Annotated in this window: 27 protein-coding genes and 2 tRNA genes; 18 read left to right on the top strand and 11 right to left on the bottom strand. The window is 38.6% G+C overall.

Translation table 11 applies throughout. The annotated features are described in order from the left end of the window. Nucleotides 1–40 precede the first annotated feature (40 nt). The 5 genes from FAZ15_RS15570 to rimK all read left to right on the top strand — a co-directional run bounded on the left by FAZ15_RS15570 (nt 41) and on the right by rimK (nt 3,782). Complete coding sequence (locus FAZ15_RS15570; protein ID WP_136902240.1) at nt 41–547, top strand: ribonuclease H family protein; 507 nt, start codon at nt 41–43, stop codon at nt 545–547. A gap of 9 nt (nt 548–556) precedes the next feature. After that, nucleotides 557–1,039, top strand: coding sequence for a DNA-deoxyinosine glycosylase (locus FAZ15_RS15565; protein ID WP_136902239.1), 483 nt, complete (start codon nt 557–559; stop codon nt 1,037–1,039). A 146-nt stretch (nt 1,040–1,185) separates the two neighbouring features. Further along, the gene (locus FAZ15_RS15560) at nt 1,186–2,364 is read left to right on the top strand and encodes an AIR synthase related protein (protein WP_136902238.1); all 1,179 of its coding nucleotides are present in this window, start codon (nt 1,186–1,188) and stop codon (nt 2,362–2,364) included. Between the two features lie 6 nt (nt 2,365–2,370). Then, nucleotides 2,371–2,802: an ATP-dependent zinc protease family protein gene (locus FAZ15_RS15555; RefSeq protein WP_238387275.1), complete on the top strand. Its 432-nt coding sequence runs from the start codon at nt 2,371–2,373 to the stop codon at nt 2,800–2,802. 47 nt (nt 2,803–2,849) lie between these two features. Then, nucleotides 2,850–3,782 (top strand): 30S ribosomal protein S6--L-glutamate ligase, encoded by a 933-nt coding sequence (rimK, locus tag FAZ15_RS15550; protein WP_136902237.1) that lies wholly within the window; start codon nt 2,850–2,852, stop codon nt 3,780–3,782. A 68-nt stretch (nt 3,783–3,850) separates the two neighbouring features. On the opposite strand, the gene rplT is transcribed toward rimK, so the two are convergent. The 4 genes from rplT to thrS form a co-directional block, all read right to left on the bottom strand. Beyond that, nucleotides 3,851–4,195, bottom strand: a complete 345-nt coding sequence (gene rplT / locus FAZ15_RS15545; RefSeq protein WP_136902236.1) for a 50S ribosomal protein L20 — start codon at nt 4,193–4,195, stop codon at nt 3,851–3,853. Between the two features lie 103 nt (nt 4,196–4,298). Beyond that, on the bottom strand, nt 4,299–4,499 hold the full coding sequence (gene rpmI / locus FAZ15_RS15540; protein ID WP_136902235.1) for a 50S ribosomal protein L35: 201 nt from the start codon (nt 4,497–4,499) through the stop codon (nt 4,299–4,301). A 34-nt stretch (nt 4,500–4,533) separates the two neighbouring features. Next, entirely contained in the window at nt 4,534–5,058 is a 525-nt protein-coding gene (infC, locus tag FAZ15_RS15535; RefSeq protein ID WP_394343815.1) for a translation initiation factor IF-3, read from the bottom strand. A 48-nt stretch (nt 5,059–5,106) separates the two neighbouring features. Beyond that, a complete protein-coding gene (thrS, locus tag FAZ15_RS15530; RefSeq protein ID WP_136902233.1) occupies nt 5,107–7,032 on the bottom strand; it encodes a threonine--tRNA ligase in 1,926 nt (641 codons plus the stop codon). Between the two features lie 172 nt (nt 7,033–7,204). On the opposite strand from thrS, the gene rlmF reads away from it, so the two are divergent. Next, the gene (gene rlmF, locus FAZ15_RS15525) at nt 7,205–8,113 is read left to right on the top strand and encodes a 23S rRNA (adenine(1618)-N(6))-methyltransferase RlmF (protein WP_136902232.1); all 909 of its coding nucleotides are present in this window, start codon (nt 7,205–7,207) and stop codon (nt 8,111–8,113) included. Nucleotides 8,114–8,167: 54 nt separating this feature from the next. Here rlmF and glmM read toward each other — a convergent pair whose 3' ends face one another. After that, the gene (gene glmM, locus FAZ15_RS15520) at nt 8,168–9,550 is read right to left on the bottom strand and encodes a phosphoglucosamine mutase (protein ID WP_136902231.1); all 1,383 of its coding nucleotides are present in this window, start codon (nt 9,548–9,550) and stop codon (nt 8,168–8,170) included. Between the two features lie 296 nt (nt 9,551–9,846). Here glmM and FAZ15_RS15515 point away from each other — a divergent pair, with 296 nt between their 5' ends. Both FAZ15_RS15515 and FAZ15_RS15510 read left to right on the top strand, forming a co-directional pair. Beyond that, on the top strand, nt 9,847–10,443 hold the full coding sequence (locus tag FAZ15_RS15515) for a phosphatase PAP2 family protein (protein ID WP_136902230.1): 597 nt from the start codon (nt 9,847–9,849) through the stop codon (nt 10,441–10,443). Beyond that, nucleotides 10,440–11,231: a ZIP family metal transporter gene (locus FAZ15_RS15510; RefSeq protein WP_136902229.1), complete on the top strand. Its 792-nt coding sequence runs from the start codon at nt 10,440–10,442 to the stop codon at nt 11,229–11,231. Before FAZ15_RS15515 ends, FAZ15_RS15510 begins: the two co-directional genes overlap by 4 nt. Here FAZ15_RS15510 and FAZ15_RS15505 read toward each other — a convergent pair whose 3' ends face one another. Beyond that, on the bottom strand, nt 11,232–11,702 hold the full coding sequence (locus FAZ15_RS15505) for a MarR family winged helix-turn-helix transcriptional regulator (RefSeq protein ID WP_136902228.1): 471 nt from the start codon (nt 11,700–11,702) through the stop codon (nt 11,232–11,234). 113 nt (nt 11,703–11,815) lie between these two features. Here FAZ15_RS15505 and FAZ15_RS15500 point away from each other — a divergent pair, with 113 nt between their 5' ends. The 3 genes from FAZ15_RS15500 to FAZ15_RS15490 are packed head-to-tail and all read left to right on the top strand — an operon-like array spanning nt 11,816 to nt 14,310. Continuing rightward, nucleotides 11,816–12,055, top strand: coding sequence for a FeoA family protein (locus tag FAZ15_RS15500; RefSeq protein WP_136902227.1), 240 nt, complete (start codon nt 11,816–11,818; stop codon nt 12,053–12,055). Next, nucleotides 12,055–14,157 (top strand): ferrous iron transport protein B, encoded by a 2,103-nt coding sequence (gene feoB, locus FAZ15_RS15495; RefSeq protein ID WP_136902226.1) that lies wholly within the window; start codon nt 12,055–12,057, stop codon nt 14,155–14,157. Before FAZ15_RS15500 ends, feoB begins: the two co-directional genes overlap by 1 nt. Nucleotides 14,158–14,163: 6 nt before the next feature. Continuing rightward, nucleotides 14,164–14,310, top strand: coding sequence for a FeoB-associated Cys-rich membrane protein (locus FAZ15_RS15490; protein ID WP_136902225.1), 147 nt, complete (start codon nt 14,164–14,166; stop codon nt 14,308–14,310). A gap of 47 nt (nt 14,311–14,357) precedes the next feature. Here the strand turns inward: FAZ15_RS15490 and FAZ15_RS15485 are convergent, their stop codons facing one another. Together FAZ15_RS15485 and dinB are read right to left on the bottom strand one after the other, a co-directional pair. Next, entirely contained in the window at nt 14,358–15,902 is a 1,545-nt protein-coding gene (locus tag FAZ15_RS15485; RefSeq protein WP_136902224.1) for an alpha-N-arabinofuranosidase, read from the bottom strand. Nucleotides 15,903–15,998: 96 nt separating this feature from the next. After that, nucleotides 15,999–17,045 (bottom strand): DNA polymerase IV, encoded by a 1,047-nt coding sequence (gene dinB, locus FAZ15_RS15480; protein ID WP_136902343.1) that lies wholly within the window; start codon nt 17,043–17,045, stop codon nt 15,999–16,001. A 189-nt stretch (nt 17,046–17,234) separates the two neighbouring features. On the opposite strand from dinB, the gene FAZ15_RS15475 reads away from it, so the two are divergent. The 5 genes from FAZ15_RS15475 to FAZ15_RS15455 all read left to right on the top strand — a co-directional run bounded on the left by FAZ15_RS15475 (nt 17,235) and on the right by FAZ15_RS15455 (nt 22,533). Then, on the top strand, nt 17,235–18,110 hold the full coding sequence (locus FAZ15_RS15475) for a carbon-nitrogen hydrolase (RefSeq protein ID WP_136902223.1): 876 nt from the start codon (nt 17,235–17,237) through the stop codon (nt 18,108–18,110). A 92-nt stretch (nt 18,111–18,202) separates the two neighbouring features. Next, the gene (locus FAZ15_RS15470) at nt 18,203–19,249 is read left to right on the top strand and encodes an agmatine deiminase family protein (RefSeq protein ID WP_136902222.1); all 1,047 of its coding nucleotides are present in this window, start codon (nt 18,203–18,205) and stop codon (nt 19,247–19,249) included. A gap of 16 nt (nt 19,250–19,265) precedes the next feature. Further along, nucleotides 19,266–20,468 carry a porin gene (locus FAZ15_RS15465; protein WP_136902221.1) on the top strand — a complete coding sequence of 401 codons (1,203 nt, stop codon included), beginning with the start codon at nt 19,266–19,268 and terminating at the stop codon, nt 20,466–20,468. A gap of 278 nt (nt 20,469–20,746) precedes the next feature. Next, nucleotides 20,747–21,862 (top strand): lipid-A-disaccharide synthase, encoded by a 1,116-nt coding sequence (gene lpxB, locus FAZ15_RS15460; RefSeq protein WP_136902220.1) that lies wholly within the window; start codon nt 20,747–20,749, stop codon nt 21,860–21,862. A gap of 35 nt (nt 21,863–21,897) precedes the next feature. Further along, complete coding sequence (locus tag FAZ15_RS15455; protein ID WP_136902219.1) at nt 21,898–22,533, top strand: hypothetical protein; 636 nt, start codon at nt 21,898–21,900, stop codon at nt 22,531–22,533. Between the two features lie 93 nt (nt 22,534–22,626). Here FAZ15_RS15455 and mnmA read toward each other — a convergent pair whose 3' ends face one another. After that, nucleotides 22,627–23,718 (bottom strand): tRNA 2-thiouridine(34) synthase MnmA, encoded by a 1,092-nt coding sequence (gene mnmA, locus FAZ15_RS15450; protein WP_136902218.1) that lies wholly within the window; start codon nt 23,716–23,718, stop codon nt 22,627–22,629. 184 nt (nt 23,719–23,902) lie between these two features. On the opposite strand from mnmA, the gene FAZ15_RS15445 reads away from it, so the two are divergent. Then, nucleotides 23,903–23,978 (top strand) — tRNA-Phe (locus tag FAZ15_RS15445). A 38-nt stretch (nt 23,979–24,016) separates the two neighbouring features. Beyond that, nucleotides 24,017–24,092, top strand: a tRNA-Phe gene (locus tag FAZ15_RS15440). Nucleotides 24,093–24,318: 226 nt separating this feature from the next. Here the strand turns inward: FAZ15_RS15440 and FAZ15_RS22530 are convergent. Next, nucleotides 24,319–25,278, bottom strand: coding sequence for an MBL fold metallo-hydrolase (locus FAZ15_RS22530; protein ID WP_162304973.1), 960 nt, complete (start codon nt 25,276–25,278; stop codon nt 24,319–24,321). After that, entirely contained in the window at nt 25,278–25,862 is a 585-nt protein-coding gene (gene coaE, locus FAZ15_RS15430; protein WP_136902217.1) for a dephospho-CoA kinase, read from the bottom strand. The genes FAZ15_RS22530 and coaE overlap by 1 nt, the downstream gene beginning before the upstream one ends. Between the last annotated feature and the right edge of the window lie 3 nt (nt 25,863–25,865).

Here is a 25,865-nt window from a genome sequence, read left to right as displayed (position 1 = left end):
ATTGATAGACTCTGTTCAGAATAACTGTACTTTTGTAGGAATGATCGAATTATATACAGATGGAGCATCAAGTGGAAATCCCGGTCCTGGCGGATACGGCACAATATTACGAACGATTTATCAAGGTTCGAATCCCGAATACCAAGGCAAACTAATTGAAAAAGAGTTTTCGGGCGGATTTAGAAAAACGACGAATAACCGCATGGAACTCTTGGCAGTAATAATCGGGTTAGAAGCTTTAAAAAATATCAAACAAAAGGTAACCATCTTCTCTGATTCGAAATATGTGATTGACGCAATCGAAAAAAGATGGGTATATGGCTGGATCCAAAAAGGCTTTCAAGGAAAGAAAAATAAAGACCTCTGGATGCGATTAATACAGTCTTACAAACTTCACGATGTGCGGTTAGTGTGGGTAAAGGGGCACGCCGGACATCCGCTAAACGAGCGCTGTGATAAGTTGGCGGTAGCAGCTTCGAAAGACAAAGCAAATTGGAAAATTGATTCTGTATTTGAGATGGAAGAGCAAAAACCCGGAATAATATAAATGTAAAATATGATCAAACAATCCTTTCCTCCGATACTACATCTTGAGGCGACCGTCCTGATTTTAGGCTCATTGCCCGGAGACTTCTCCATAGCACATCAACAATATTATGCACACCCGCAAAATCGGTTTTGGAAGGTATTATTCAGGTTAGTAGACGAGGAATTCTCTATCGATTACAAAGAGCGGATAGATTTACTATATCGGAATAACATCGCACTATGGGATGTTTGTGCGACCGCAATAAGACCGGGAAGTATGGATACGGCCATCTTAAATGAACACCCCAACAACATCCATAACGTACTGAAAGAGTACACCTTACTAAAAAAGATATGTTTTAACGGACAGAAAGCTCAAAAACTGTACGACAAGTATTTCCAACGCCTGCCACAAATCGACTACTATACCTTACCAAGTACCAGTCCGGCCAATGCACAATTTACATTAGAAAAATTGGTAACGGCATGGTCCGTTATCAGGGGCCGATAACCTTGGAAACGCATACCTTGTAAGCGAATTCCCAAAGTTTACTAATTTCAAATAGTGCCATACACATACAGAAGTGAATACCAAGAGGACTAAGGCAATAAAAAACTTTACCAATAGTCGTTCAGTTTGTTTATTTTTGCGTTAAGATGTCAGATTTAAAATACAACCAACGAGGTGTATCCGCTGGTAAAGAGGATGTACACAATGCTATAAAAAATATCGACAAGGGTCTCTATCCTCAGGCTTTTTGTAAAATCATACCTGATATACTGGGTGGTGATGAGCAATGGTGTAATATTATGCATGCAGATGGCGCGGGTACCAAATCGTCTTTGGCTTATGTGTATTGGAAAGAAACTGGAGACATTTCTGTATGGCGTGGCATTGCACAGGATGCAATCATTATGAACCTTGATGATCTCCTCTGTATTGGTGCTATCGACAATATATTGCTATCCTCAACAATCGGACGTAATAAAAACGTTATCCCCGGTGAAGTCATTGCAGAGATTATTAATGGTACGGAAGAAATATTAGCGGAATTACGCAAATTGGGTATCGGTATTTTTTCTACAGGTGGGGAAACTGCAGATGTCGGGGACTTAGTTCGTACAATTATTGTCGACAGTACGGTAACATGTCGGATGAAGCGAGACGATGTCATTTCCAACCATAACATAAAACCCGGAAATGTAATAGTAGGCTTAGCTTCGAACGGTCAAGCTACCTATGAAAAAGAATACAATGGTGGCATGGGCTCCAATGGATTGACATCTGCCCGCCACGATGTGTTTAATAAAACCGTAGCTGAAAAATATCCAGAGAGCTTTGATCCCGCCGTACCTTATGAACTTGTATTTTCAGGGGGGAAAGCTTTGACGGACAAAATAAAAGTGGAAACCGGAGAAGAAATCACTGCTGGAAAATTGGTTCTCTCTCCAACGCGTACCTATGCTCCCGTTATCAAACAGATATTAGACAAGTACCGTAAGCAAATCGACGGCATGGTACATTGTTCGGGCGGTGCTCAGACAAAAGTACTACACTTTATAAACAATATGCATATCATTAAAGATAATTTGTTCCCTATTCCTCCGCTATTTGACCTTATTCAAAAACAGTCGAATACAGATTGGAAAGAGATGTACAAAGTTTTCAATATGGGCCATCGCATGGAGTTATACGTTCCGGAGGATATCGCTGCCGACATTATCGCAATTTCAAACTCATTTGGTATTCCAGCTCAAATTATTGGGCGTGTAGAAGCTTCAGACAGAAAACAGGTCACGATTACGTCGTCATATGGTGAATTTACATACGAATAAATAGGTTTGAAAGAAAAAAGCATCATTGGTCGTCATGAAATTGTAGATCTGCCCGAGTTGGGCATGTATAATATCCATGCTAAAGTGGACACTGGTGCAGAGACTTCTGTTTTACATTGTGAAGATTTTAAGGTATTTGAAAGAAAAGGACACCGTTATATTACTTGTCACATTAAACCGCATTTAGAAGAAGAAGAAATCCTAACATTGACATTTCCTGTACACCGGGAGCGCATCGTCAAAAGCTCTTTCGGTCAGACAGAAACCAGATATATTTTTATTACTAAGATTAAAATGTTTGACTGCTTATTCGACATCAAGCTCTCATTAAGAGATCGTTCTTCTATGTCCTATCCTATGCTATTGGGCAGAAACTTTATCAACCAAAAATTTTTGGTTGACGTTTCACAAAAGTATCTGGCTAAGAATAGCTTTTAAGCAAACTTATCTTTTCCAATTTTGTTACTAATTATAAACAGATCTTTGTGAAAATTGCCGTATTATCCACGAACAAGCATTTATATTCTACCCGACGGCTTGTAGAAGCTGCATCAGCCCGCGGTCACGAATGTATTGTTATCGACCACAGTAAATGCTACGTCGGCATTCGACAAGGGCAGCCAAGTATACATTACAAAGGTCATGATATAGCCGATATAGATGCTATTATCCCTCGCATCGGCGCCTCTGTCACGTTTTATGGCTCAGCTATTGTAAGACAATTTGAAGTCATGAATGTGATCTCTGCCAATCCGAGCCAGGCCATCACACGCTCTAGGGATAAGCTACGCTGCATGCAAATCCTTTCCGGCGCAGGACTCGGACTTCCTATTACTGGGTTTGCACGTACAGCTTCAGATGTCGATGATTTGATTAGTATGGTGGGTGGAGCCCCTCTGGTTATTAAACTTTTAGAAGGTACTCAGGGTATCGGTGTGGTACTTGCTGAGACGAAAAAAGCTGCATCTTCTGTAATCGAAGCGTTTTACGGTTTGGGAAATAACATCCTTATTCAAGAATACATTAAAGAGGCGAAAGGCAGTGATATTCGTGCTTTCGTAGTAGATGGCAAGGTTGTGGGGGCTATGAAACGTACCGCAAAAGAGGGAGAATTTCGTTCAAACTTACACCGCGGAGGAACAGCAGAAATAGTTAAATTAACGCGAAAAGAACGTGAAACGGCGATTGCCGCCGCGAAAGCGATGGGCTTAACCGTTGCTGGTGTAGATATGCTGCCTTCCGATAGGGGGCCGTTAATTCTAGAAGTTAATTCTTCACCGGGCCTGGAAGGAATTGAAACAGCGACACACAAGGACATCGCTAGCGAAATTATAAAATATTTGGAAACACAGCATGAAGCAAAACAGCTGTTAAAGCCTGTTATAAAACGCAAAATTAAGAAAGAAAGCAAATTATAGTTTATAAAAAAAGGAATCCAAATGGATCCCTTTTTTTATATCTAACAAATTGATTGCGGGTTAAAACTCTATTTTACTACGTCTATAACTGCTTTGAAAGCATCTGGATTGTTTAAAGCTAAATCAGCCAAAACCTTACGGTTTAAACCAACATTTTTAGCATTTAATTTACCAATCAACTGAGAGTATGAAATTCCGTGTTGACGGGCTCCAGCGTTAATACGTTGAATCCATAAAGCTCTAAACTCGCGTTTTTTAGTTTTACGGTCGCGGTAAGCGTACTGTAAACCTTTTTCTACTGTATTTTTAGCAATAGTATATACTTTGCTACGTGAACCGAAATAGCCTTTAGCTAATTTCATGATTCTTTTTCTTCTTCTTCTCGAAGCTACTGCGTTAACCGAACGTGGCATAATTTTTAAATTTTAGTTTGGTACAAGGCGTTACGTTTTTCAGCAATCTTACGACCCAATACCCGGTTAAAAAAATGTTATTAATAAATAATGATGATAAAACTTATTTACCGATACCTAGCATACGTTTTACGTTACCTGTATCACCATCAGAAACATAACTAGTTGTTGTTAAGTTACGTTTTTGTTTGGTAGTTTTTTTCGTCAAGATGTGGCTTTTGTAAGCGTTTTTTCTTGCAATTTTACCTGTTCCAGTCAATTTAAAGCGTTTTTTCGCGCTGGAATTGGTTTTTACTTTTGGCATAATACTTAAATTTTATATCAATCTGTTAGATTTTCTATTTTTTAGCAGCCTTAGGAGCTAAGGTCAAGAACATACGCTTACCTTCTAATTTCGGTAGCAACTCTACTTTACCATAATCCTCTAAAGCCTGCGCGAATCGAAGCAATAAGATTTCTCCCTGTTCTTTAAACACGATAGCACGTCCCTTGAAGTGTACGTATGCACGTACTTTCTCTCCTGCTTCCAAAAAGCGGATGGCGTGTTTTAATTTAAATTCAAAATCATGCTCACTGGTATTAGGCCCGAAACGGATCTCCTTAATGACAGTTTGCTTTGCATTAGCTTTGATTTCTTTTTGCTTTTTCTTTTGTTCGAAAGCGAACTTACTGTAATCAATTATTTTACAAACCGGCGGAACAGCATTTGGCGAAATCTCCACTAAATCAAGTTCCAATTCATCGGCTAGTTCCAATGCTTTGCGCGTTGAGAAAACCCCTTGTTCCACATTATCTCCCACTAAGCGTACCTCTGGCACGCGAATATGTTCGTTAATGCGGTGATCTGGTTCTTTCTTTCTCATTGGTGGTCTTGGACCACTCGGTCTTTTTAATGCCAAATGTTTAAAAATTTAAACGGTTATTTCTTTAATTAATACTTCTCTAAATTCGTCAGGGGTCATTGAACCCAAATCTACTGACCCGTGTTTGCGAACAGAAACTGTGCCACTTTCCATCTCTTTTTCCCCTACAATCAACATATAAGGCAATTTTTTAACTTCAGCGTCACGAATCTTACGACCAACCTTCTCATCACGAAGGTCAATCAGACCGCGAATATCGGAATTATTTAGCGATTCTAAAAGTTTTTGTGCATAATCTTCATATTTTTCTGACACCGGCAACACGATAAATTGCTCAGGCGCAAGCCATAATGGAAATTGCCCTGCGCAATGTTCGATCAATACCGCTACAAAACGTTCTAATGAACCAAAGGGAGCACGGTGGATCATGACAGGGCGGTGTTTTTGATTATCGCTACCTGTATACTCCAATTCAAAACGTTCTGGTAAATTGTAATCCACCTGAATGGTACCTAACTGCCATTTACGTCCTAAAGCATCCTTGACCATAAAGTCCAATTTAGGGCCGTAGAATGCAGCTTCACCGTATTCAATGACTGTATTTAGTCCTTTTTCTGCTGCAGCCTCGATAATCGCATTCTCCGCTAAAGCCCAATTTTCGTCTGTACCGATATATTTCGTTCTATTGTCCGGATCACGTAACGATACTTGCGCCGTATAATCTTTAAAACCCAAGGCTCCAAAAACATACAATACTAAATCAATTACTTTTTTAAATTCTTCCTTCACCTGGTCTGGACGACAAAACAAGTGGGCATCATCTTGTGTAAACCCGCGTACACGAGTTAAGCCGTGTAATTCACCCGATTGCTCATAACGATATACTGTACCAAATTCAGCAAAGCGAACCGGCAACTCCTTATACGACCGAGGTTTTATTTTATAAATCTCACAGTGATGTGGGCAGTTCATCGGTTTCAAGAAAAATTCTTCTCCCTCTACAGGTGTATGAATAGGCTGAAATGCATCCGCACCATACTTCTCGTAGTGACCAGAAGTAATGTATAATTGTTTGTTTCCGATATGCGGTGTAATCACTGGCTCATACCCTGCTTTTAGCTGTGCTTTTTGTAGAAAATCCTGTAATTTTTGACGAAGGGCAGTTCCCTTTGGCAACCATAACGGTAGTCCAGCTCCCACTTTTTCAGAGAAAGCAAACAATTCCAATTCTTTCCCCAATTTGCGGTGATCTCGCTTTTTAGCTTCTTCGATAAATTTCAAATAATCTGAAAGCTCGGAAGCTTTAGGAAAAGTGACCCCATAAATACGGGTCAATTGTTTGCGGGTTTCATCCCCCCTCCAATACGCCCCGGCTACATTCGTAAGTTTTATTGCTTTTATAAACCCTGTATTTGGGATATGAGGACCACGACACAGATCTGTGAAATTCCCTTGCGAATAAAACGTAATCTTCCCGTCTTCCAGGTCTTTGATGAGATCCAGTTTATACTCATCTCCTTTTTCAGTGAAATAAGACAATGCATCTGCTTTGGAAACTGCTTTACGCTCAAAGATTTCTTTTTGCTTCGCCAATTCCAACATCTTATCTTCGATCAGCTTGAAATCATCTGAAGAAAATTCACGATCACCAAAATCTACATCGTAGTAAAAACCGGTTTCGATAGAAGGACCGATTCCAAATTTGACACCGGGATAAAGAGATTCCAAAGCCTCGGCCAACAAGTGAGCAGAAGAATGCCAAAAGGTTGATTTACCTTTATCGTCATTCCACGTCAATAATTTTACGCTAGCGTCTTCTTCAATAGCACGAGAGGCATCCCAAACCTCACTATTTACTTCTGCTGCCAATACATTTCTTGCTAAACCTTCGGAAATAGAAAGGGCTATCTGCATGGCGGTAGTACCTTTTTCATACTGACGTACCGAGCCGTCAGGGAGCGTAATGTTAATCATGAACAACTATGATTTTTAAATTATTTAAAGTTAAGAAACGCCTGAAATCAGTATGCACAATTATACTGTTAAATATCAAGTGATTCTATGAATTAATAGGTTGCAAAGGTACCTAATATTTAGCAAGATAGGAAGAAAAAAAAACAGTACCTTTGCATAAAAATACACATAGATGGCTAATAACGCAAAATCCACTCCCAAACTGCATGCTCGGAACAAGCACCAATCAGGATACGATTTAAAAAAGTTGAGCAGCAGATACGCAGGACTTAAACAGCATATATTTATCAATGATTTTGGCAAGGAAACCATAGAATTTTCTGATCCTAAGGCCGTTTTTGAATTGAATAAATCCATATTATTAACCGATTATAAGCTAAAGCATTGGGAGATTGCTAAGAACAGTCTTTGTCCGGCTATCCCCGGACGAGCAGATTATGTGCATTACATGGCGGATTTATTAGCTTCTGAAAATAATGGAGAGCTTCCAAAAGGACCAAAAATAAATATCTTGGATATCGGAACAGGATCGAGTCTGATATATCCACTAATTGGGGCTCAAGAATATGAATGGAAATTTGTAGGAACGGAAATCGACAGAACTTCCATCCACCACGCCGAAATTAATATCAATAAAAACGTATGGTTGAAGAAACAGATTGATCTGCGATTTCAGGATGATAAAAACAAAATTCTAGCGGGCATCATATACGACAACGATAAATTTGATGTCGTAATGGGTAATCCTCCATATTACGGCTCAAGGGAAGAACATTGGAAAAGTACCACCAAAAAATTCGACAACCTGAACAAAAAGAAAGACGCTTTACCGGTTCAAAACTTCGGTGGACATGCCAATGAGCTATGGTATGAAGGAGGCGAAAAAGCTTTCATCAGTAAGCTCATTTATGAAAGTATGGAATTCAAGAAAAATCTAAATTGGATTACTTCTTTAGTTTCTAACAAAGATCATTTAAAGCCACTTATATCTATTTTGGAATATCACAAAGCTTCCAAAGTTGAAGTAATTGAGATGAAACAAGGTCAAAAAACGTCACGGATATTGGCTTGGAAATGGTAGCAAACGAAAAAAGGATCCACTGAAAGGATCCTTTTTTCGTTTGCACGACAATACTTAACCAATAATTTCTTTCATCTCGGCAATAATCCGCTCCGCAATTGCTTCTGCTGCCTGAGGAGTCTGCCCTTCGGAGTAAATACGGATAATCGGTTCTGTATTCGATTTACGAAGATGTACCCATTCGTTCTCAAAATCGATTTTCAATCCGTCTATAACGGAATGATTTTCATGGGCATATTTTTCCTGCATTTTAGCCAATAAGTTATCGATATCCAATTCGGGAGTTAATGTAATTTTGTTCTTTGACATAAAATATTGTGGAAGCTCCGCTCTGTACAGCGAAACTTTCTTTCCCAATTTGGCTAAATGAGACAAGAAAATAGCTACGCCTACCAATGCATCCCGTCCGTAATGCGAAGCCGGATAGATAACACCACCATTTCCCTCTCCACCAATCACGGCATCTACTTCTTTCATCTTAGTCACAACATTTACCTCGCCAACAGCTGCCGCAAAATATGCTCCACCATGTTTTTGTGTGATGTCGCGTAATGCTCTGGTCGATGATAGATTTGATACGGTGTTACCCTTTTGATGCTGAAGGATATAATCGGCCACCGCAACTAATGTATATTCTTCTCCAAAAAGCTCGCCGTCTTCCATCATGAATACTAAGCGATCCACATCCGGATCTACGGCAATCCCTAGATCGGCTCCATGCTCCAATACCGCAGCGGATAGATCCGTCAGGTTTTCTTTAAGCGGTTCAGGGTTATGTGGGAATTTACCATTTGGCGTACAATGGATCTGATATACCGCATCAACTCCTAAAGCCTCCAATAATGCAGGGATGAATATACCGCCCGAGCTATTAACCGCATCAACAGCTACTTTGAAATTAGCGCTTTTAATAGCCTCCACATCCACGTATTCCAAAGCCAAAACAGCATCAATATGTTTCTGCAAGTAACTTTGATCATGAACAACTTGCCCCAATTCTTGTACCTCAGCAAAATCGAAATCCAAACTTTCACCCAATGCAAGTACCTCCTTGCCCTCTATATCGGAAATAAACTCCCCTTCATGATTTAATAGTTTTAGCGCATTCCATTGCCCTGGATTATGTGAAGCAGTTAGGATGATTCCTCCTGCAGCTTTTTCAAGTGGCACTGCAATTTCTACCGTAGGTGTCGTAGACAGTCCCAAATCGACAACCTCGGCACCTATACTTTGTAACGTACCTATGACTAGGTTATTCACCATTTCACCCGATTCTCGTGCATCTCTTCCGACTACTATTTTCTTATTACCTGTTTTACCGATTAAAATCTTACCAAAGGCTGCCGTAAATTTAACAATATCAATCGGTGTTAACGATTCACCTGGTTTTCCGCCTATAGTACCTCGAATGCCGGATATGGATTTAATTAAAGTCATAATATTTCTAATATTTAATGGTGGTAAAAATAAGCTATTAATAATAAATATCCATGACGTTCAAACACAAATGCAGATAAAAATAACTTGGATATTCCTTATGACCTTTAAAAAACAAACCGAGCGTGCGAGTTCATGAAATAATCATTTACATGAGAATTTACAATAAATACTTCAATATTTGAATCCAAAAACATACCTTTGTTGCAACTTTGTGTATTTAAACAATTTCTACTTATTTTTATTCCTTATAAAATAATGTACTTTTATCGGATAAAATCACAAAATCACTACGCATGTTGCAGCAAATAATAGAATTAGATAAAGAAATATTCCTGATTATCAATCAGGGGATGAGTAATCTCGCATTTGACTGGTTGCTACCCATACTTCGGAATCCATATACGTGGGCGCCTCTCTATTTATTTTTAATTATTTTTTTCATAAAAAATTATGGCCGGTTCGGTATTGCAATCGTCCTTTGTACCTTAATTAATTTTGGCATTTCGGATGGTATTTCCTCCCATCTTATCAAAAAAACTGTAAAACGTCTCCGCCCCTGCAACGATATTGAATTCAAGCATGACATTAATCTTCGCGTTAGATGTGGTTCGGGCTACAGCTTTACAAGTTCTCACGCTACGAATCACTTTGCAATGGCATTTTTCTGGATTGTACTCTTCAGAAGAAGGTGGAAACACACCCTGTGGTTATCCATTACATGGGCCGCATTAATTTCGATTTCTCAGATATACGTAGGTGTACACTATCCTTTTGACATTTTATGTGGAGCTATCTTTGGCGCCTTAATAGGAATCCTTAATGGAAACCTCTTCGTAAGATTACTACCTAAATTCGCAAACGAAAACATTCAAGAAAACACATCTATATGAGTTCTGCTCTAATTATTACAATTTTATTTGGTTCTGCTTTAGCAAGTGGATTAGCCGTATTTTTTGTCAAGCGCAACAATACAAATTTACTCAAGCTCATTCTCTCATTTAGTGGTGCATATTTATTTGCTATAACGGTACTACACCTCATACCTCATGTATACCATTCTAACACCAGCAGTCCCGAGATAATTGGATTGTTTATATTAGGAGGTTTTATTTTCCAATTGGTTTTAGAACAATTTTCTCAAGGTATTGAACATGGGCATATACATCATGATAGTCATCAGGCTTTTCCGATAGGAATAATGATAAGTTTATGTCTACACGCGCTTTTAGAGGGCATGCCATTGGCGTCAGAACACCAATCACAGTTGGTTTTCGGAATAGCCATACACCATATCCCAGCGGCTTTTGCCCTTGGAAGTTTATTGCTTCATACTTCATTGAAAAAACAAAGCATTATTTTAATGCTTGTTATATTTGCCATAATGACACCATTGGGTTTTATATTAAGTAGAACAATTAGCAACGGCAGTATTGGAAATATTTCTCAATACTTTGACAAAATCATGGCAGTAGTAATAGGTATATTCTTACACATCTCCACCACGATTTTATTTGAATCCGGATCTGCAGATCATCATAAATTTAACAAGAAAAAGATGATAGCCGTATTCCTTGGAATAGCGGTTTCATTGAGCAATTTCCTATTTGACTCCCATACGCATAGCCACGATGCACCTCATCAGCATGAGCATCATGATCACGACGACCATCAACATTAACTATTCATCTATACCGTTATTTGCTCCTCGAAACTTATCTAACAAATTACTCAATTGAAGTGCCTCCTGTTCGGTTATATTACTATTGACTAAATCCGTCAACATCATATCTTCTTCAATTTCATCAAGAAGTTGTAGACCTTTTTCCGTAATCTCTAGGTCGACGGATCTTTTATCGCGAATATTTTTTGTACGCATCACCAAGCCTTTTGCTACAATACGGTCTACCAATCTTGAAATATCGGGTGTACTATTAATCATTCTTTCTTTTAAAAGATTATTAGATGCGGCTTTGGGATATTGCCCTCTTAGAATTCGTAAAACATTAAATTGCTGAAGTGTAATTTCTTTTTTATTTGCTCGTTGCTCTAAATTTTTAACAATCCAACTATTAGTATAGATGATGTTTATAGTTGCTTTATGCCAATCGTCTCTAAATTTTTTAACTTTCACTAGCTCGTTGATCTTCATGTTTATAATAATTCTAAATAATACAAAAGCGTGACAGATTGTGCTCCTGTAAAACTTCTATTTTGACTATATTTGGACATTTCTAATAAATAATATCTTATCTAAGATACAAAATGCAAAACAATATTACTTTAGACAAATTAAAAAAAGGCGAAAAAGCAATAATTCATTCTTTTAAAAGTAATGAACTTCCTGCAAAGTTTTATGAGTTAGGATTCACGCCTGGAACGTCGATCGAAATAAAACATATAGCTCCTTTACAAGGGCCAATGTGTGTAAACATCATTCAGCAAGATTCTTTAATTGCTATTCGCAAAAAAGAAGCTAACTTAATTTTGATTAATAAGATATAATGAAAAGAAAAACAATAGCTTTATTAGGAAATCCAAATGTAGGTAAGACATCATTATTTAACAGATTAACAAAATTAAATCAAAAAGTTGGTAATTATCCCGGTATCACGGTAGATAAACGTATTGGAACGTTAAAGACAGATGCGAAAGAATACAAAATAATCGATCTTCCGGGGACTTATACATTGTTTCCGAACTCCTTGGATGAGGAAGTTGTTTTCAATATTTTAAGCGATCAGTCTAACGAAGATTTTCCGGACTTAACCGTAGTTGTTACTGAACCATCTAGTGTTAACAGAGGAATAGTAATATATCAGCAAGTTCGTGAACTAGGCTTACCCGCAATTTTTGTTATCAATATGATCGACGAAGTAGACCAAAAGGGTTTACATGTAGATTATACTGCACTCGAAAACTATTTACAAACAAAAGTTGTCAAAACCAATGCCCGTTCTGGTAAAGGTATAGATCAATTAATTCAACATTTTGACATTGAACTAAAACCTTACTTTGGTGCATTTGATTTACCTCAAAAATATCAGAACGCATTAAAGGATGCGAGACAGTTATTTCCTTTGGCAACAGAGTACCTAACTTGGCAATATTTAGCACAAGATAGCGTGCGCAGTCTTCCCCTGGAGAAAATAGCTGCATTGCAAAAAATACGTCAATCTCATCAGCTCGATACCCAAGAATTGCAAAAGGATGAGTCTATATCGCGGCACGATAAGGTTGCAAATGACTTGGCATCGATTATCTCTAAGAAGGAAAACAAACGGCTATCTATTACAGAAAAAATAGACAACCTACTGATACATCCTGTGTTGGGTTACGTCGTATTCTTCGGACTATTATTTCTTATATTTCAGGCTATTTACAGTTGGGCCGGCCCTTTGATGGATGGTATAGATACCCTTTTTGCTTCTTTATCGGATTCTACCGCCGCGGCATTGCCGGAAGGTCCTTTAAGCGCTTTATTGGTAAATGGGGTTATTGCCGGAATTGGGGGAATTGTTATATTCCTGCCTCAAATCGTGATTCTCTTTCTATTTATCGCTATTATGGAAGAGACAGGCTATATGAGTCGGGTCGTGTTTTTAATGGATCGGTGGTTAAGGCCTTTTGGGTTGAATGGTAAATCCGTCATTCCGTTAATGTCCGGAGCTGCCTGTGCCATCCCTGCGGTTATGTCTGCACGTAATATTGAAAACCCAAAAGAACGCCTATTGACTATATTGGTTACGCCATTTATGACTTGTTCTGCAAGACTTCCGATATATATCGTTATCATCGGACTTGTCATTCCGGATGAAACGTTTTTGGGATTCAACCTGCAGGGCATGACATTATTCGGAATGTACATCTTGGGTATACTTGGCGCGTTGTTGTCTGCCCTCGTACTGAATAAAATCATAAAATCAATTCGTAAATCCTTTCTAATTTTTGAATTACCCACGTATAAAGTTCCAGATTGGAAGAATGTATTGAATACCGTATGGGAAAAATCATTAGGATTTTTAATAGGAGCCGGTAAAATAATTTTAGCCATTTCCATCATTCTATGGGTTCTAGGAAATTTCGGGCCTACGGACAGGTTCTCAGATCCGGAAACATATATCGCGGAAGCCAATCCTGAATTCTCACAAGAGGAAATAGACAACGAAGTAACGGCTTACAAAACCGAATACTCTTATCTAGGTTACTTAGGCCGTGGTATTGAACCCTTGATTAGGCCATTGGGATATGATTGGAAAGTAGGAATAGGCTTATTAGCTTCATTTGCTGCAAGAGAAGTTTTTGTCGGCACCATGGCGGTAGTTTATAGCTTAGGAGAAGATGTAGATATTGAAGATGAAGGGCAAAGACAAACATTATTTGAGCGCATGAAAGGTGAAATAAATCGCAATACGGGCATGCCCACATATAATTTTGCCACAGGAATATCATTATTGTTGTTTTATGCTTTCGCTATGCAATGTATGGCAACAATAGGCGTTGTAAAAAGAGAGACAGGTTCTTGGAAATGGACATTGATACAAACAGGATTTATGACCGGACTCGCTTATTTGGTCGCTTTAGTTGCTTATCAGCTTTTAAAATAAATTGATATGGAAACCATTCAATATATCATTATCGCACTCATATTTATCGCAGCCGTATTATATGTAGTGAAAAGATTTATTCCTTCTAAAAACCAGCAAGGTGGTTGCGGCAAAGGCTGTGGTTGTGATTTTGACAAAGCAAAACAATCCTAAAAAAACAATCCTAAAAAGTAAATAATTAACAGCAGGATTGCAAATCACTAATTAAGATGCAATACAACTACGGAGAACGGTGGAATTTCTACTTCTATCTTTCCGTTGGTTAATGTCGCGGCAGTAAAACGTCGCGGAGAAATCTTTTCGGGCTCTTGAAACGAATTATAATCGCGTAATTTTTTAGCGCTTAGAATACGTCCGCCGACAGTTTTCGCTTTGATTTCACCCATATCCACACTTATTTTCTTAGGAGATTTTGGATCAATGTTCACCAACGAGATATGTGTTGTTCCATCCACATTCTGCGAGGCAGACGCCGATACAGCAGGAATGCGCTCATCCATAAACGTAAAATCTTCCGAAATCAGTTTTAACGGAATGAGTGTTGCATCTTGATGCACTTTATACATTTCCATCACATGATACGTGGGTGTTAAAAGCATCTTTTCCCCCTCAGTAAGAATCACTGCCTGTAATACATTAATCGTCTGAGCAAGGTTAGCCATCTTCACCCTACGCGCATGATTGTTGAAAATATTCAGTGTCATCCCAGCAATCATCGCATCACGCATTGTATTTTGCTGGTATAAAAACCCCGGATTAGTTCCCACCTCCACTTCATACCATCCTCCCCATTCATCTACTACAAGATCGATTTTTCCTTTGGGATCATATTTATCCATAATTGCGGAATGCTTTTCAATCAATTCATTCATAAACCAAGCAGATTTCATGGTTTTAAAATACTGTTCTTCAGTAAAATCGATCGAAGGCCCTTTTTTACTCCAATCGATCACTGCATAATGGTGTAGCGCAACTCCTTTCATGAGACTACTTGGAATTTTCTTCATTAATGTCTCCGTCCAATGATAATCATCTCCACTCGCTCCCGATGCTATGCGGTACAGCCCGCCACTATTGTCCCAGTCTGCCATGAAGGTTGAATACTTGCGATAGATATCCGAATAGTATTCTGGAGTCATATTCCCACCACATCCCCAAGCCTCATTTCCCACTCCCCAATACTTCACGTTCCAAGGGTCTTCACGGCCATTTAATTTTCTTAAATCAGACATGGGGCCTTTCCCTGAAAAATTGACGTATTGTACCCAATCCGCTAATTCCTGTACTTCACCACTGCCTACATTTCCTGCTAAATAGGGCTCAGTAGCGAGCAACTCACACATATCTAAAAAGTCATGCGTACCAAACGAATTGTCTTCCGTCACTCCTCCCCACCAATTATTTACAATAGTTGGGCGAGATTCCTTTTTTCCTATTCCATCTTTCCAATGATAGGTATCCGCAAAGCAACCTCCGGGCCATCGTAAATTAGGTATTTGAAGCTTTTTTAATGCATCCACCACATCGTTTCGCACTCCCTTGGTATGGGGTATTGTGGTATTACTTTCTCCCACATAAAAGCCATCATAAATACATCTTCCCAGGTGCTCAGCAAAATGACCATAAATATGTTTATTGATGATGATGGTTTGTTCGGAATCAAATTCCAATTGGACTGTATTTTGCCCCATACAAAAAACACTGCTAGATAACAGAATACTTCCTAATAAAAATTGCTTTATCATACTACAACTGGTTATTACACCTCTAAATTACAAATAAACGTTATAGCAACAATTAAAAAAGAAAAAATAATTGTGCATCCTATCGAGTCACAAATTTTAAAACAGTGATAATTGGTTGCTTTCCAATTTTTTCACATCTTCTTCATAGAAATTGGAAAGCGTAACACCAAGAAGTCTTACTTTCTTTTCATCTAAAAGGAGATTGTCAAATAATTTCTCGACTTGCGCATAGATATCAGCATAAGAGTTTATATAATAAATTGAAGTGTAGCTACGTGTGATTTGTGTAAAATCCGAGAATTTGACCTTTAAAGTAACCGTCCTTCCCATTTTTGCTTTACTATCTATTCTCCTTTCAACTTTTAGAACTAGATTTTGCAATTCGGTTTTGAGTACCATTACGTCCGAAATATCTGTCTCAAATGTATCTTCAGCTCCTATGGATTTACTTATCCGATTGGGTTGCACCGGTCTATTATCCTGTCCTCTTACAATATGGAAGTAAAACTTACCAGATTTTCCAAATTGTCGAATGAGTTCCTCTTGGGAATATTTCTTCAGGTCTTTACCATAATGGATACCTTTTCCTTTCATTTTTTGGGCGGTAACTTTTCCGACTCCAAAAAATTTATCAATAGGCAATGCTTCCATAAATGGAATTATTTTAGAGGGTCCTATAAACGTCAATCCATCTGGCTTATTGTAATCCGAAGCAATTTTCGCAATAAATTTATTGGTCGACACACCAGCTGAAGCGGTAAGATTTAACTCGTTACGAATAGCATCCTTTATTTGCTTCGCTATTTCTATGGCCGATCCAATTTTTAATTTATCTTCTGTAACGTCCAAATAAGCTTCGTCCAGCGACAACGGTTCTATCATATCAGTATATCGTTTGAAAATAGTACGGATATGAGAAGAGACACCTTTATAAACATCAAAACGTGGCGGAGTAAACAATAAATGAGGGCACAACTGCATAGCCTGACGGGAAGACATCGCCGACCGTACCCCAAATTTACGTGCTTCATAACTGGCAGTAGCTACAACCCCTCTTCCGTCCGGAGAACCTCCAACAGCTAAGGGGTGACCTCGAAATTCAGGAAAATCCCGTTGCTCCACCGATGCATAGAATGCATCCATATCGATATGTATAATTTTACGCAATACCCTAAATATATTTTCTCGACCAGCTCCCGTTTATTATCGATTAACGTGAACACTGTTTTAGATATGTAAATTTATGCAATAAATAAACGAGATTATAGCCCCTTTAGATATAATTAATTCAATAATCTTATCTTTGCAACGTACTATCATAATTTAGGAAAAATGAGCAAAGTAAACGTTGGTATAGTTCAAATGTCGTGCGTAGCAGACAAACAACAAAACTTGGATAAAGCAATTCAGAAGGTGAGAGAAGCTGCTGCTAAAGGTGCTCAAATTATATGTCTTCAAGAATTATTTACTTCATTATATTTTTGTGATGTTGAAGATTATGACAACTTTGACCTAGCGGAAACTATACCTGGTCCATCAACAGATGCATTATCAGCTGTTGCAAAAGAACTTAATGTTGTTATAATTGCTTCGCTATTTGAAAAACGTGCACAGGGTTTATATCACAACACAACAGCGGTATTAGATGCGGATGGCAGCTATTTAGGGAAATATCGTAAAATGCACATCCCCGATGATCCGGCATTTTATGAAAAATTCTATTTTACTCCGGGAGATTTAGGTTATAAGGTATTCCCTACTAAATTCGGAAAAATCGGTGTATTGATCTGTTGGGATCAATGGTATCCGGAAGCCTCACGTATTACCGCTTTAATGGGGGCTGAAATTTTATTTTACCCTACCGCAATTGGTTGGGCAACAGATCAAGATGAGGAAACAAATCAAGATCAGTACAACGCTTGGCAAACGATTCAACGCTCGCACGCCGTAGCCAATGGTGTACCTGTGGTATCTGTAAATCGTGTTGGTTTTGAACAAGAAGGTGCAATGAAATTTTGGGGAGGAAGCTTCGTAACGAATGCGCAAGGTAAACTATTATATCTGGCTTCTCATGATAGCGAAGAAGTGGATGTGGTAGAAATCGACCTACAACAATCAGATTATTTCCGCAAGCATTGGCCTTTTTTACGCGACAGGCGTATCGAGACCTACGCTCCAATAACAAAGCGATTCTTGGATGAAGATTAATGTTTAAATGAAGATGATCATTCCCGTCCATGAAAAATGGAACACCTATGGGCATATCAATAACACATTAGAATTACTAAACACACGATAAATTGAATAACTTAAATACACCAAAAAAGGATGGTTTTAGTTTCCCTGCGGAGTGGGAAAAACAGGATGCCATGTGGCTAAGTTGGCCACATAAAGAAGAATCGTGGCCCGGAAAAATTGAATCGATTTTTAAGCCTTATTCTGAATTTATCAAAGCTGTAGCAGAAGGTCAAAAGGTACGAATTAATGTGAGAGATGAAGAGATGAAGTCTTTTGCATTGAAATACCTGACTGAAATATCCGCCAATTTAGAAAACATTGAATTCTTTTTTCATCCCACAAATGATGCTTGGTGTAGAGACCACGGTCCAGCTTTCGTGTTGAATAAACAAACCGGAGAAAAAGCAGTGGTGGACTGGGGTTATAATGCTTGGGGAGATAAGTATCCTCCCTACGACTTAGATGATGTTATTCCAACTCAGGTCGCCAATCATTTCGGGCATAAACTCTTCACCCCTTCTATTGTTATGGAAGGTGGTTCTGTCGAATTTAATGGAAACGGAACGATTTTGACAACCACTGCCTGCCTGCTTAATAAAAATCGTAATCCGCATTTGAACCAAGAGCAAATCGAAGACTATTTAAAAGAATATTACGGACAAAAACAAGTTTTGTGGCTCGGAGACGGTATTGTTGGGGACGATACGGATGGGCATATTGACGATATTACACGTTTTGTTAACGAAGATACCGTATTGACTGTTGTAGAAGAAAATCAGGAAGATGAAAATTATGCCATTCTACAGGATAATCTCAAAACGTTGAAAAATCTCAGACTATTGGATGGACGCCCATTACAAATCATTGAACTGCCGATGCCCCACCCTGTCGTATACGACGAAACAAGACTTCCAGCATCATATGCAAACTTTTACATCGCTAATGAAGTAGTAGTCGTTCCCACTTTTGCGGACGATAATGACCAAAAAGCATTGGACATCATCCAAGGCTGTTTCCCCGACAGAAAAGTTATCGGGATCAATTCAATAGATATCATATGGGGATTAGGGAGTTTCCATTGTTTAAGTCAACAAGAACCATCCATCTAAACCTGAAAATTATACCATGAGAGTACTTAAAAAGGTATTGATAGTCTTATTTTCCATATTAAGTGTATGCAATTTTGCAAAAGCCCAAGAACGCGATGACCGTGCCACTATTTTAAACTTTAAAGGCATCCAATATACTTCTAAAGACTCGCTATTCTATACAAATTTTAGATTCCGTATGCAAAACCGTGTCGGATTTTCAAACACGTTAGACGAAGCAGATAACGGAAAATTTGATGCGCGTATACGCCGTCTCAGAATGCGAATGGATGGCTATATTTATACACCTAAGATCTCGTATTCCGTACAACTTGCCTTCACGCGGGGAGATCAGGATTTTGACGACACCGGTATTCCCAACATTGTACGTGACGCTGTATTATTTTACAATTTTTCGGATGATTTCTACATATCTTTTGGCCAAAACAAACTACCCGGTAATCGTCAACGCGTGAATTCCTCCGGACAATTACAATTTGCAGATAGGTCGCTTGTAAATACTAATTTTACCGTAGACCGTGATTTTGGTTTGAGTTTAAATTTGAGCAAGAAAATAGGCAACATGCCGTTTAATGCAAAGGCTGCCATTTCGACGGGAGAGGGACGGCCGGTAAATTCAACAGACAAGGGTCTCGCTTATACCGGAAGGATAGAATTTCTGCCATTTGGAAAATTCACGAATGATGGCGATTATTCTGAAGGAGACATCGAACGCGAGGAAACACCTAAACTATCAATCGGGACAGGATACAGCTACAACGACAATACCGTGCGTGAGGGTGGACAGACCGGACGATTCGTTAAAAATCCATTTACCTTAAAAACAATGTTTGCCGATGCTATTTTCAAATATCAGGGTTTCGCTTATCAAACGGAGTACATGCAACGTGATGTCGATAACCCACTTAATGTAATTGACGACGACAAAGCAGAGGAAACCTACGCATATAAAGGTTGGGGGCTCAATCAACAGAGCTCATATTTATTGAATCATGGCTATGAAATCGCAGGGCGATATACCTTTGTAAGACCCCATAGCGACATCGCCAACCTAGAAGACCAAATCGAAGTTCTTGAAGTAGGATTAACAAAGTATATGAAGGCCCACAGGCTCAAATTTCAGTTGAATGCGAGCTATACCGTAAAAGACGGAATTTACAGTAATACCAACAACAAAAGTGCATGGGGAGCCATGTTCCAGGTAGAGCTGGGTATCTAAAAAACGGCTTAAAAAAATCAGGCCCTATTTTTTAGTTAAATCTTCAACGATAGTTTTTTAATTTGTATTGAAAACTATCATTGACATTATTTTCCCATTATTTATGGAATTCCGTTCTTTGCTGCATCATGTAGCAAAGTTTTCCTAATTTCAATGTTATTTACAATGTACACGAGTCTGATTTGGAAAAATATTCGAAGGATGAAAGAAGTGACTAAGATTGAGCAATGAATTCATTTTATGATATTGAATTCTTATATTCATAAATATTTACGCTAATGAAATACTATATAATAGCAGGCGAAACATCTGGCGATTTACATGGCTCCAATCTGATAAAAGCACTGAAGATAGAAGATCCTTCAGCGGAATTCAAAATTGTTGGCGGTGACTTGATGGAAGCGGCAACAGGACAAAAACCATTGATACACACGTCCGAAATGGCGTTTATGGGGTTTATAGAAGTTCTTAAAAACTTAAAGACCATATCCCAAAACCTTAATACAGTAAAACGAGATCTATTGAAATACAACCCTGACACGGTTATACTCATTGATTTTCCCGGATTTAATTTAAAAATCGCCTCTTTTGCTAAAACGAATGATATCAAAGTCTGTTACTATATTTCTCCTAAGATATGGGCTTGGAATCAGGGCCGCGTACACCAAATCAAAAAGGTTGTAGACCATATGTTCTGTATACTTCCTTTTGAAGTTGATTTTTATAAAAGCTTTGGGGTAAAAGTTGATTATGTCGGAAATCCACTTTTAGACGCCATCTCCAGCTATTCTTTTAATCCAAACTTTATTGTGGACAACGGTCTAGCATCGGAACCGATTATAGCACTGTTGCCAGGTAGTCGCAAGATGGAAATCGATCAAATCTTGCCCAATATGGTAGAACTCTATTACGCATTCCCAGGGCATCAGTTAGTGATTGCCGGAGCACCTAATTTCGATGAGTCTTACTATAGAAAATACACTAATGACTTGCCAATTCCTATCGTTTTTAATCAAACCTACGACTTATTAAAGCACGCGCAAGCAGCGGTCGTCACGAGTGGCACAGCGACTTTGGAAACAGGTATATTGAAAGTTCCGCAAGTGGTCGTTTACAAAGCCAATCCGATTACCATTATGATCGCGCGCAAGTTGATCAAAGTACGTTTTATTTCTTTGGTAAATCTGATCAACGATTTTTTATCGGTAAGAGAACTTATACAACAAGACTGTAATCCGGAGGACATCCGAGATGAGCTTAAAGAATTGATTATGAATCCAAAACACCGTGCAAGTGTGTTGGAAAATTATGACCTGCTGGCTGAAAAACTTGGCACCTCCGGAGCCTCGGAAAAAACAGCTAAGCTAATTGTAACATATTTAAAGAATGATTAAACCTTTGGATATAATTGAAGTTAAACTTATTAGGTATGAAAACAAAAATAATATTAGGTGTATTTGTGGCGGTATTTGGTTTTCTTAATACTCAAGCTCAGGTTAATGAGCAGCATTTTGATAAACTGGTACTAAACAAAAAAGAAAGGAAAGTCTTTTCTGAACGCGACTCTTCGGCTGTTATTTATATTGACACCCTAATCATGAAGGATAATTCTTCTTTGCAATTCTTTGGTAAAAAGGATGTAAAACTTATCGTGAAGCATGCGGAAATAGGAAATAAAGCACTGATCAGCGGACAGGCTGGTCAAAATAATGCATCAGACTTCGACATCACGATAAATTTTCAAAAATTAGGATCTTTATATGTAGTAGCCCGTGGCATAGATGCATTCAACGGGACCAAGACATTCCCTAACGGTGACGCAGGAACTGTAAACATCAGCTACGACAACGAGGGAATTTCTCCCCAGACTGCAAATAAAAAAGATAAAAATTATTTATTTGTCGATGTGACTCCTGGTGGTCTTCGTGTAACACCAAGTTCGGAGGTAGCGAATATATACAGTCGGATAGCGACTTCAGCTCCCGGCTTAAGAGGACTTCCACAAGGACAAATCTATTCAGGGTCTCCGGGGAAGGAAGGAAAGATAACTATTAGGGGTAATTAGAATTTTATTCTAAAAATGCAAAAGGTTCCGAGAAATCTCAGCACCTTTTGCTATAATAAATATAGAACTACTTGTTCAAAAAAATAAACGTTTTTACTTCATTAAAAAACCACCACCAATCAAATCATTGCCTTCGTAGAAAACAGCAGATTGACCTGGCGCAATACCCTTTACATTATGCGGAAAATCAACCTGCATAATATTTCCTTGTTGGGTGAGCACAGATTGTGCTCCGGCATCTTTATAACGAATTTTTGTGATTGCATTCATCGGCTCGTCCAAAGAAGCATATTTAATTAGATTAATATCCCGTACAAACGCCTCTGCCTTCTCCAATTCGTGTTCCTCACCCACCACTACCGAGTTACTTTCCGGTAAGATTTCGATAACATACATTGGTTTACCAAATGCAACACCTAATCCCTTACGTTGCCCTATTGTGAAATAGGGATAACCGATGTGTTGCCCCACTACCGTGCCATCAGAAAGAATAAAATTACCTGGACCTATCTCTTGATCCAATGTAGGTTTCTTGTGTCTTAAAAAAGCTCTATAATCATTCTCAGGCACGAAACAGATCTCATAGCTCTCCGATTTATTCGCGAGCTCCTGTTGTCCCATCTCCAATGCCATCTGGCGAATTTCCTTTTTCGTAAAGTTTCCCAATGGAAATTGCGTCCGTGCTAAGTTTTCCTGAGAAACTCCCCATAATACATACGATTGATCTTTATTTTCGTCACGTCCTTTGGAGATTACATAACGTCCATTATCATGCATACGAATATTCGCATAGTGTCCGGTCGCTATAAATTCACAATCCAGCTTGTCGGCTCGTTTCATAAGCGCAGACCATTTAATGTGTGTATTACACAATACACAAGGGTTAGGCGTACGTCCGGCGATATATTCGTCCACAAAATTATCGATTACAAAATCTCCAAACTCATCTCTTATATCTAAAATATAATGTGGAAACCCATAACCTACAGCTAAGGCTCTTGCATCATTGATACTGTCTAAACTACAGCACCCTGTTTCCTTTGAAGAACCACCTGAACTTGCGTAATCCCAAGTTTTCATGGTAATTCCAATGACTTCGTATCCTTGCTCGTGTAACATTACGGCCGCCACAGAACTATCCACTCCTCCACTCATTGCGACCAATACTCTACCCTTTTTACTCATAACAATTCAATAAAGTGCAAAGATACCCTAAATTCGTGGATTCGAGTGTTTATTTGATGTAATTTTATCTTAATCAGAATCAAGGCATTGGGTTTTCTCCCGAAAATATTTACCTTAAAAGTTTTAGAATTAAAAAAAAGAAACTACATTTGCATCGCAACAACGGTAAAAAGTTAAGCAAAAAGGTGCCATAGCTCAGTTGGTAGAGCAAAGGACTGAAAATCCTTGTGTCGCTGGTTCGAATCCAGCTGGCACCACCAAAAAATCTGAAAGTAACAGATTCAAATCAAAAACTTGAGGTGCCATAGCTCAGTTGGTAGAGCAAAGGACTGAAAATCCTTGTGTCGCTGGTTCGAATCCAGCTGGCACCACCATAATAAAAAAGGACTTATTATTTCAATAAGTCCTTTTTTATTATCCTAAATATCCCAAAAGATAATAAATTATGATAAAAACGATGATGGTTCCGAAACAACCAAATCCCATTTTTTTCGCACCCCATCCAGCAATTAATGCTCTAAAAAATTTATTCATAATCCTATCTTTTAATTAAGTCCATTCTTTTAACCGTATAGATAACAACAGGGAATGGTTAAGGTTTTAAAACGCAGTAATTTTCGCCATATTTCGAACAACGATCTTTCCTTCAAAATAGCTTTTTAGCATGGCGCCGTCTCCATGTACAGTCCATATCTCTCTTGGATTAGACGCTTCAATACATTGAAGTAAATCTTTCCAATCCACATGATCTGAGATGTAAAGAGACAAATCGTTATTGTGTTGTAACCTTTTCCAACCGGAAGCAAAAACCCGTATAACATTCTTCGCTCGGAAGTAACTGTTAAAAGTCAATGGCGGTACTAAATATATCTTGTTTATGCCATCCTTCATCACTTTACGGTTATAGATCTCATATTTTAGCGGCACGAAACCGTAGGTATCATAGATGCGATGAATCGGAGCAATGTTGTGATGTACATATATTACCTTTTCAGGGCAATACACGTTTAAGAGGTAGGTTAACCTTTGCGCCTTACCGAGAGAATAACATCCCAGCATCATGTTATGATTTGTCGCAGTCAGTTTAGAAATTTCTTCGACCTGATCCGGATGAACAATATTCGGGTTAGCAAAAGTTGTTTCCGTTATGAGTACGTCGGCCTTTACAAAAACGAGGGGTTCACATGTGGCATCGTCCTGTAGTTTATAATCTCCCGTGTATAGATATCTTGTCTCCTTGTACTCCATGAGTATTTGTGCTGACCCCAAAATATGGCCAGCAGGAAAAAACGTAATCTTCACATCAGCCAAAAAGAAAGATTCGTTATACGATATCACCTTATAGGATTTCAGGTCTTGCTTTGCGAAACGGTGCTGCATAAAGATTGTGGTCGTATTAGTCGCTAGAATACGGCGATGTCCGGGTCTAGCATGATCGCCATGCGCATGGGAAATTAATGCGGTATCCACAGGCATTAGGGGGTCAATGTAGAAATCGCCGTACGAACAGTAGTACCCTTTTGCCGTTTCCACTAAAAAATCAGCCATTATTTCAGCCATTACTTCTCCATTAACTTATGGTGAATGGCCAATACCTGCGGCAGCAAAGGAGCAATTTCATCATTAACAACAATAAAATCTGCATACCCTTTCTTCTCTTCTTCAGACATCTGTCTACTCATCCTATCCAATACCTCTTCCTCCGATACATTGTCTCGTTTCATCACTCTTTTTATACGCAGTTCCAATGGGGCAGCAACTAAAATCGTATAATCCAAAGATTGGTAAGAACCGCTTTCGTAAAGTAGGGCAGCTTCTTTAAGGCTATATGCGCCCTTTTGTTTTTCTGCCCAATCCACAGCACTTTGGATTACAACAGGGTGAACAATCCCATTTAATACTTGAAGCTTCTCAGGGTCTTTAAACACCTTATCAGCTAACCATTTTCGGTTTAACGCGCCATCTTCACGATAGGTTTCAGATCCAAATGCATCAATCAAACCTCGACGCACGATATCACTTTTAGTCATAATATCTTTCGCTTCCTTATCTGCATCATAAAACGGCACTCCCATACTTTTAAAAATTTTGCTGACAAAACTTTTCCCAGTACCGATCCCTCCTGTTATTCCTATCTTTAACATGTT

Source organism: Sphingobacterium olei, assembly GCF_005048855.1.
Classification (GTDB): Bacteria; Bacteroidota; Bacteroidia; order Sphingobacteriales; family Sphingobacteriaceae; genus Sphingobacterium; species Sphingobacterium olei.
Note: the sequence above shows the minus strand (reverse complement) of the source record. Positions and strands in the feature narration are given on the sequence as shown.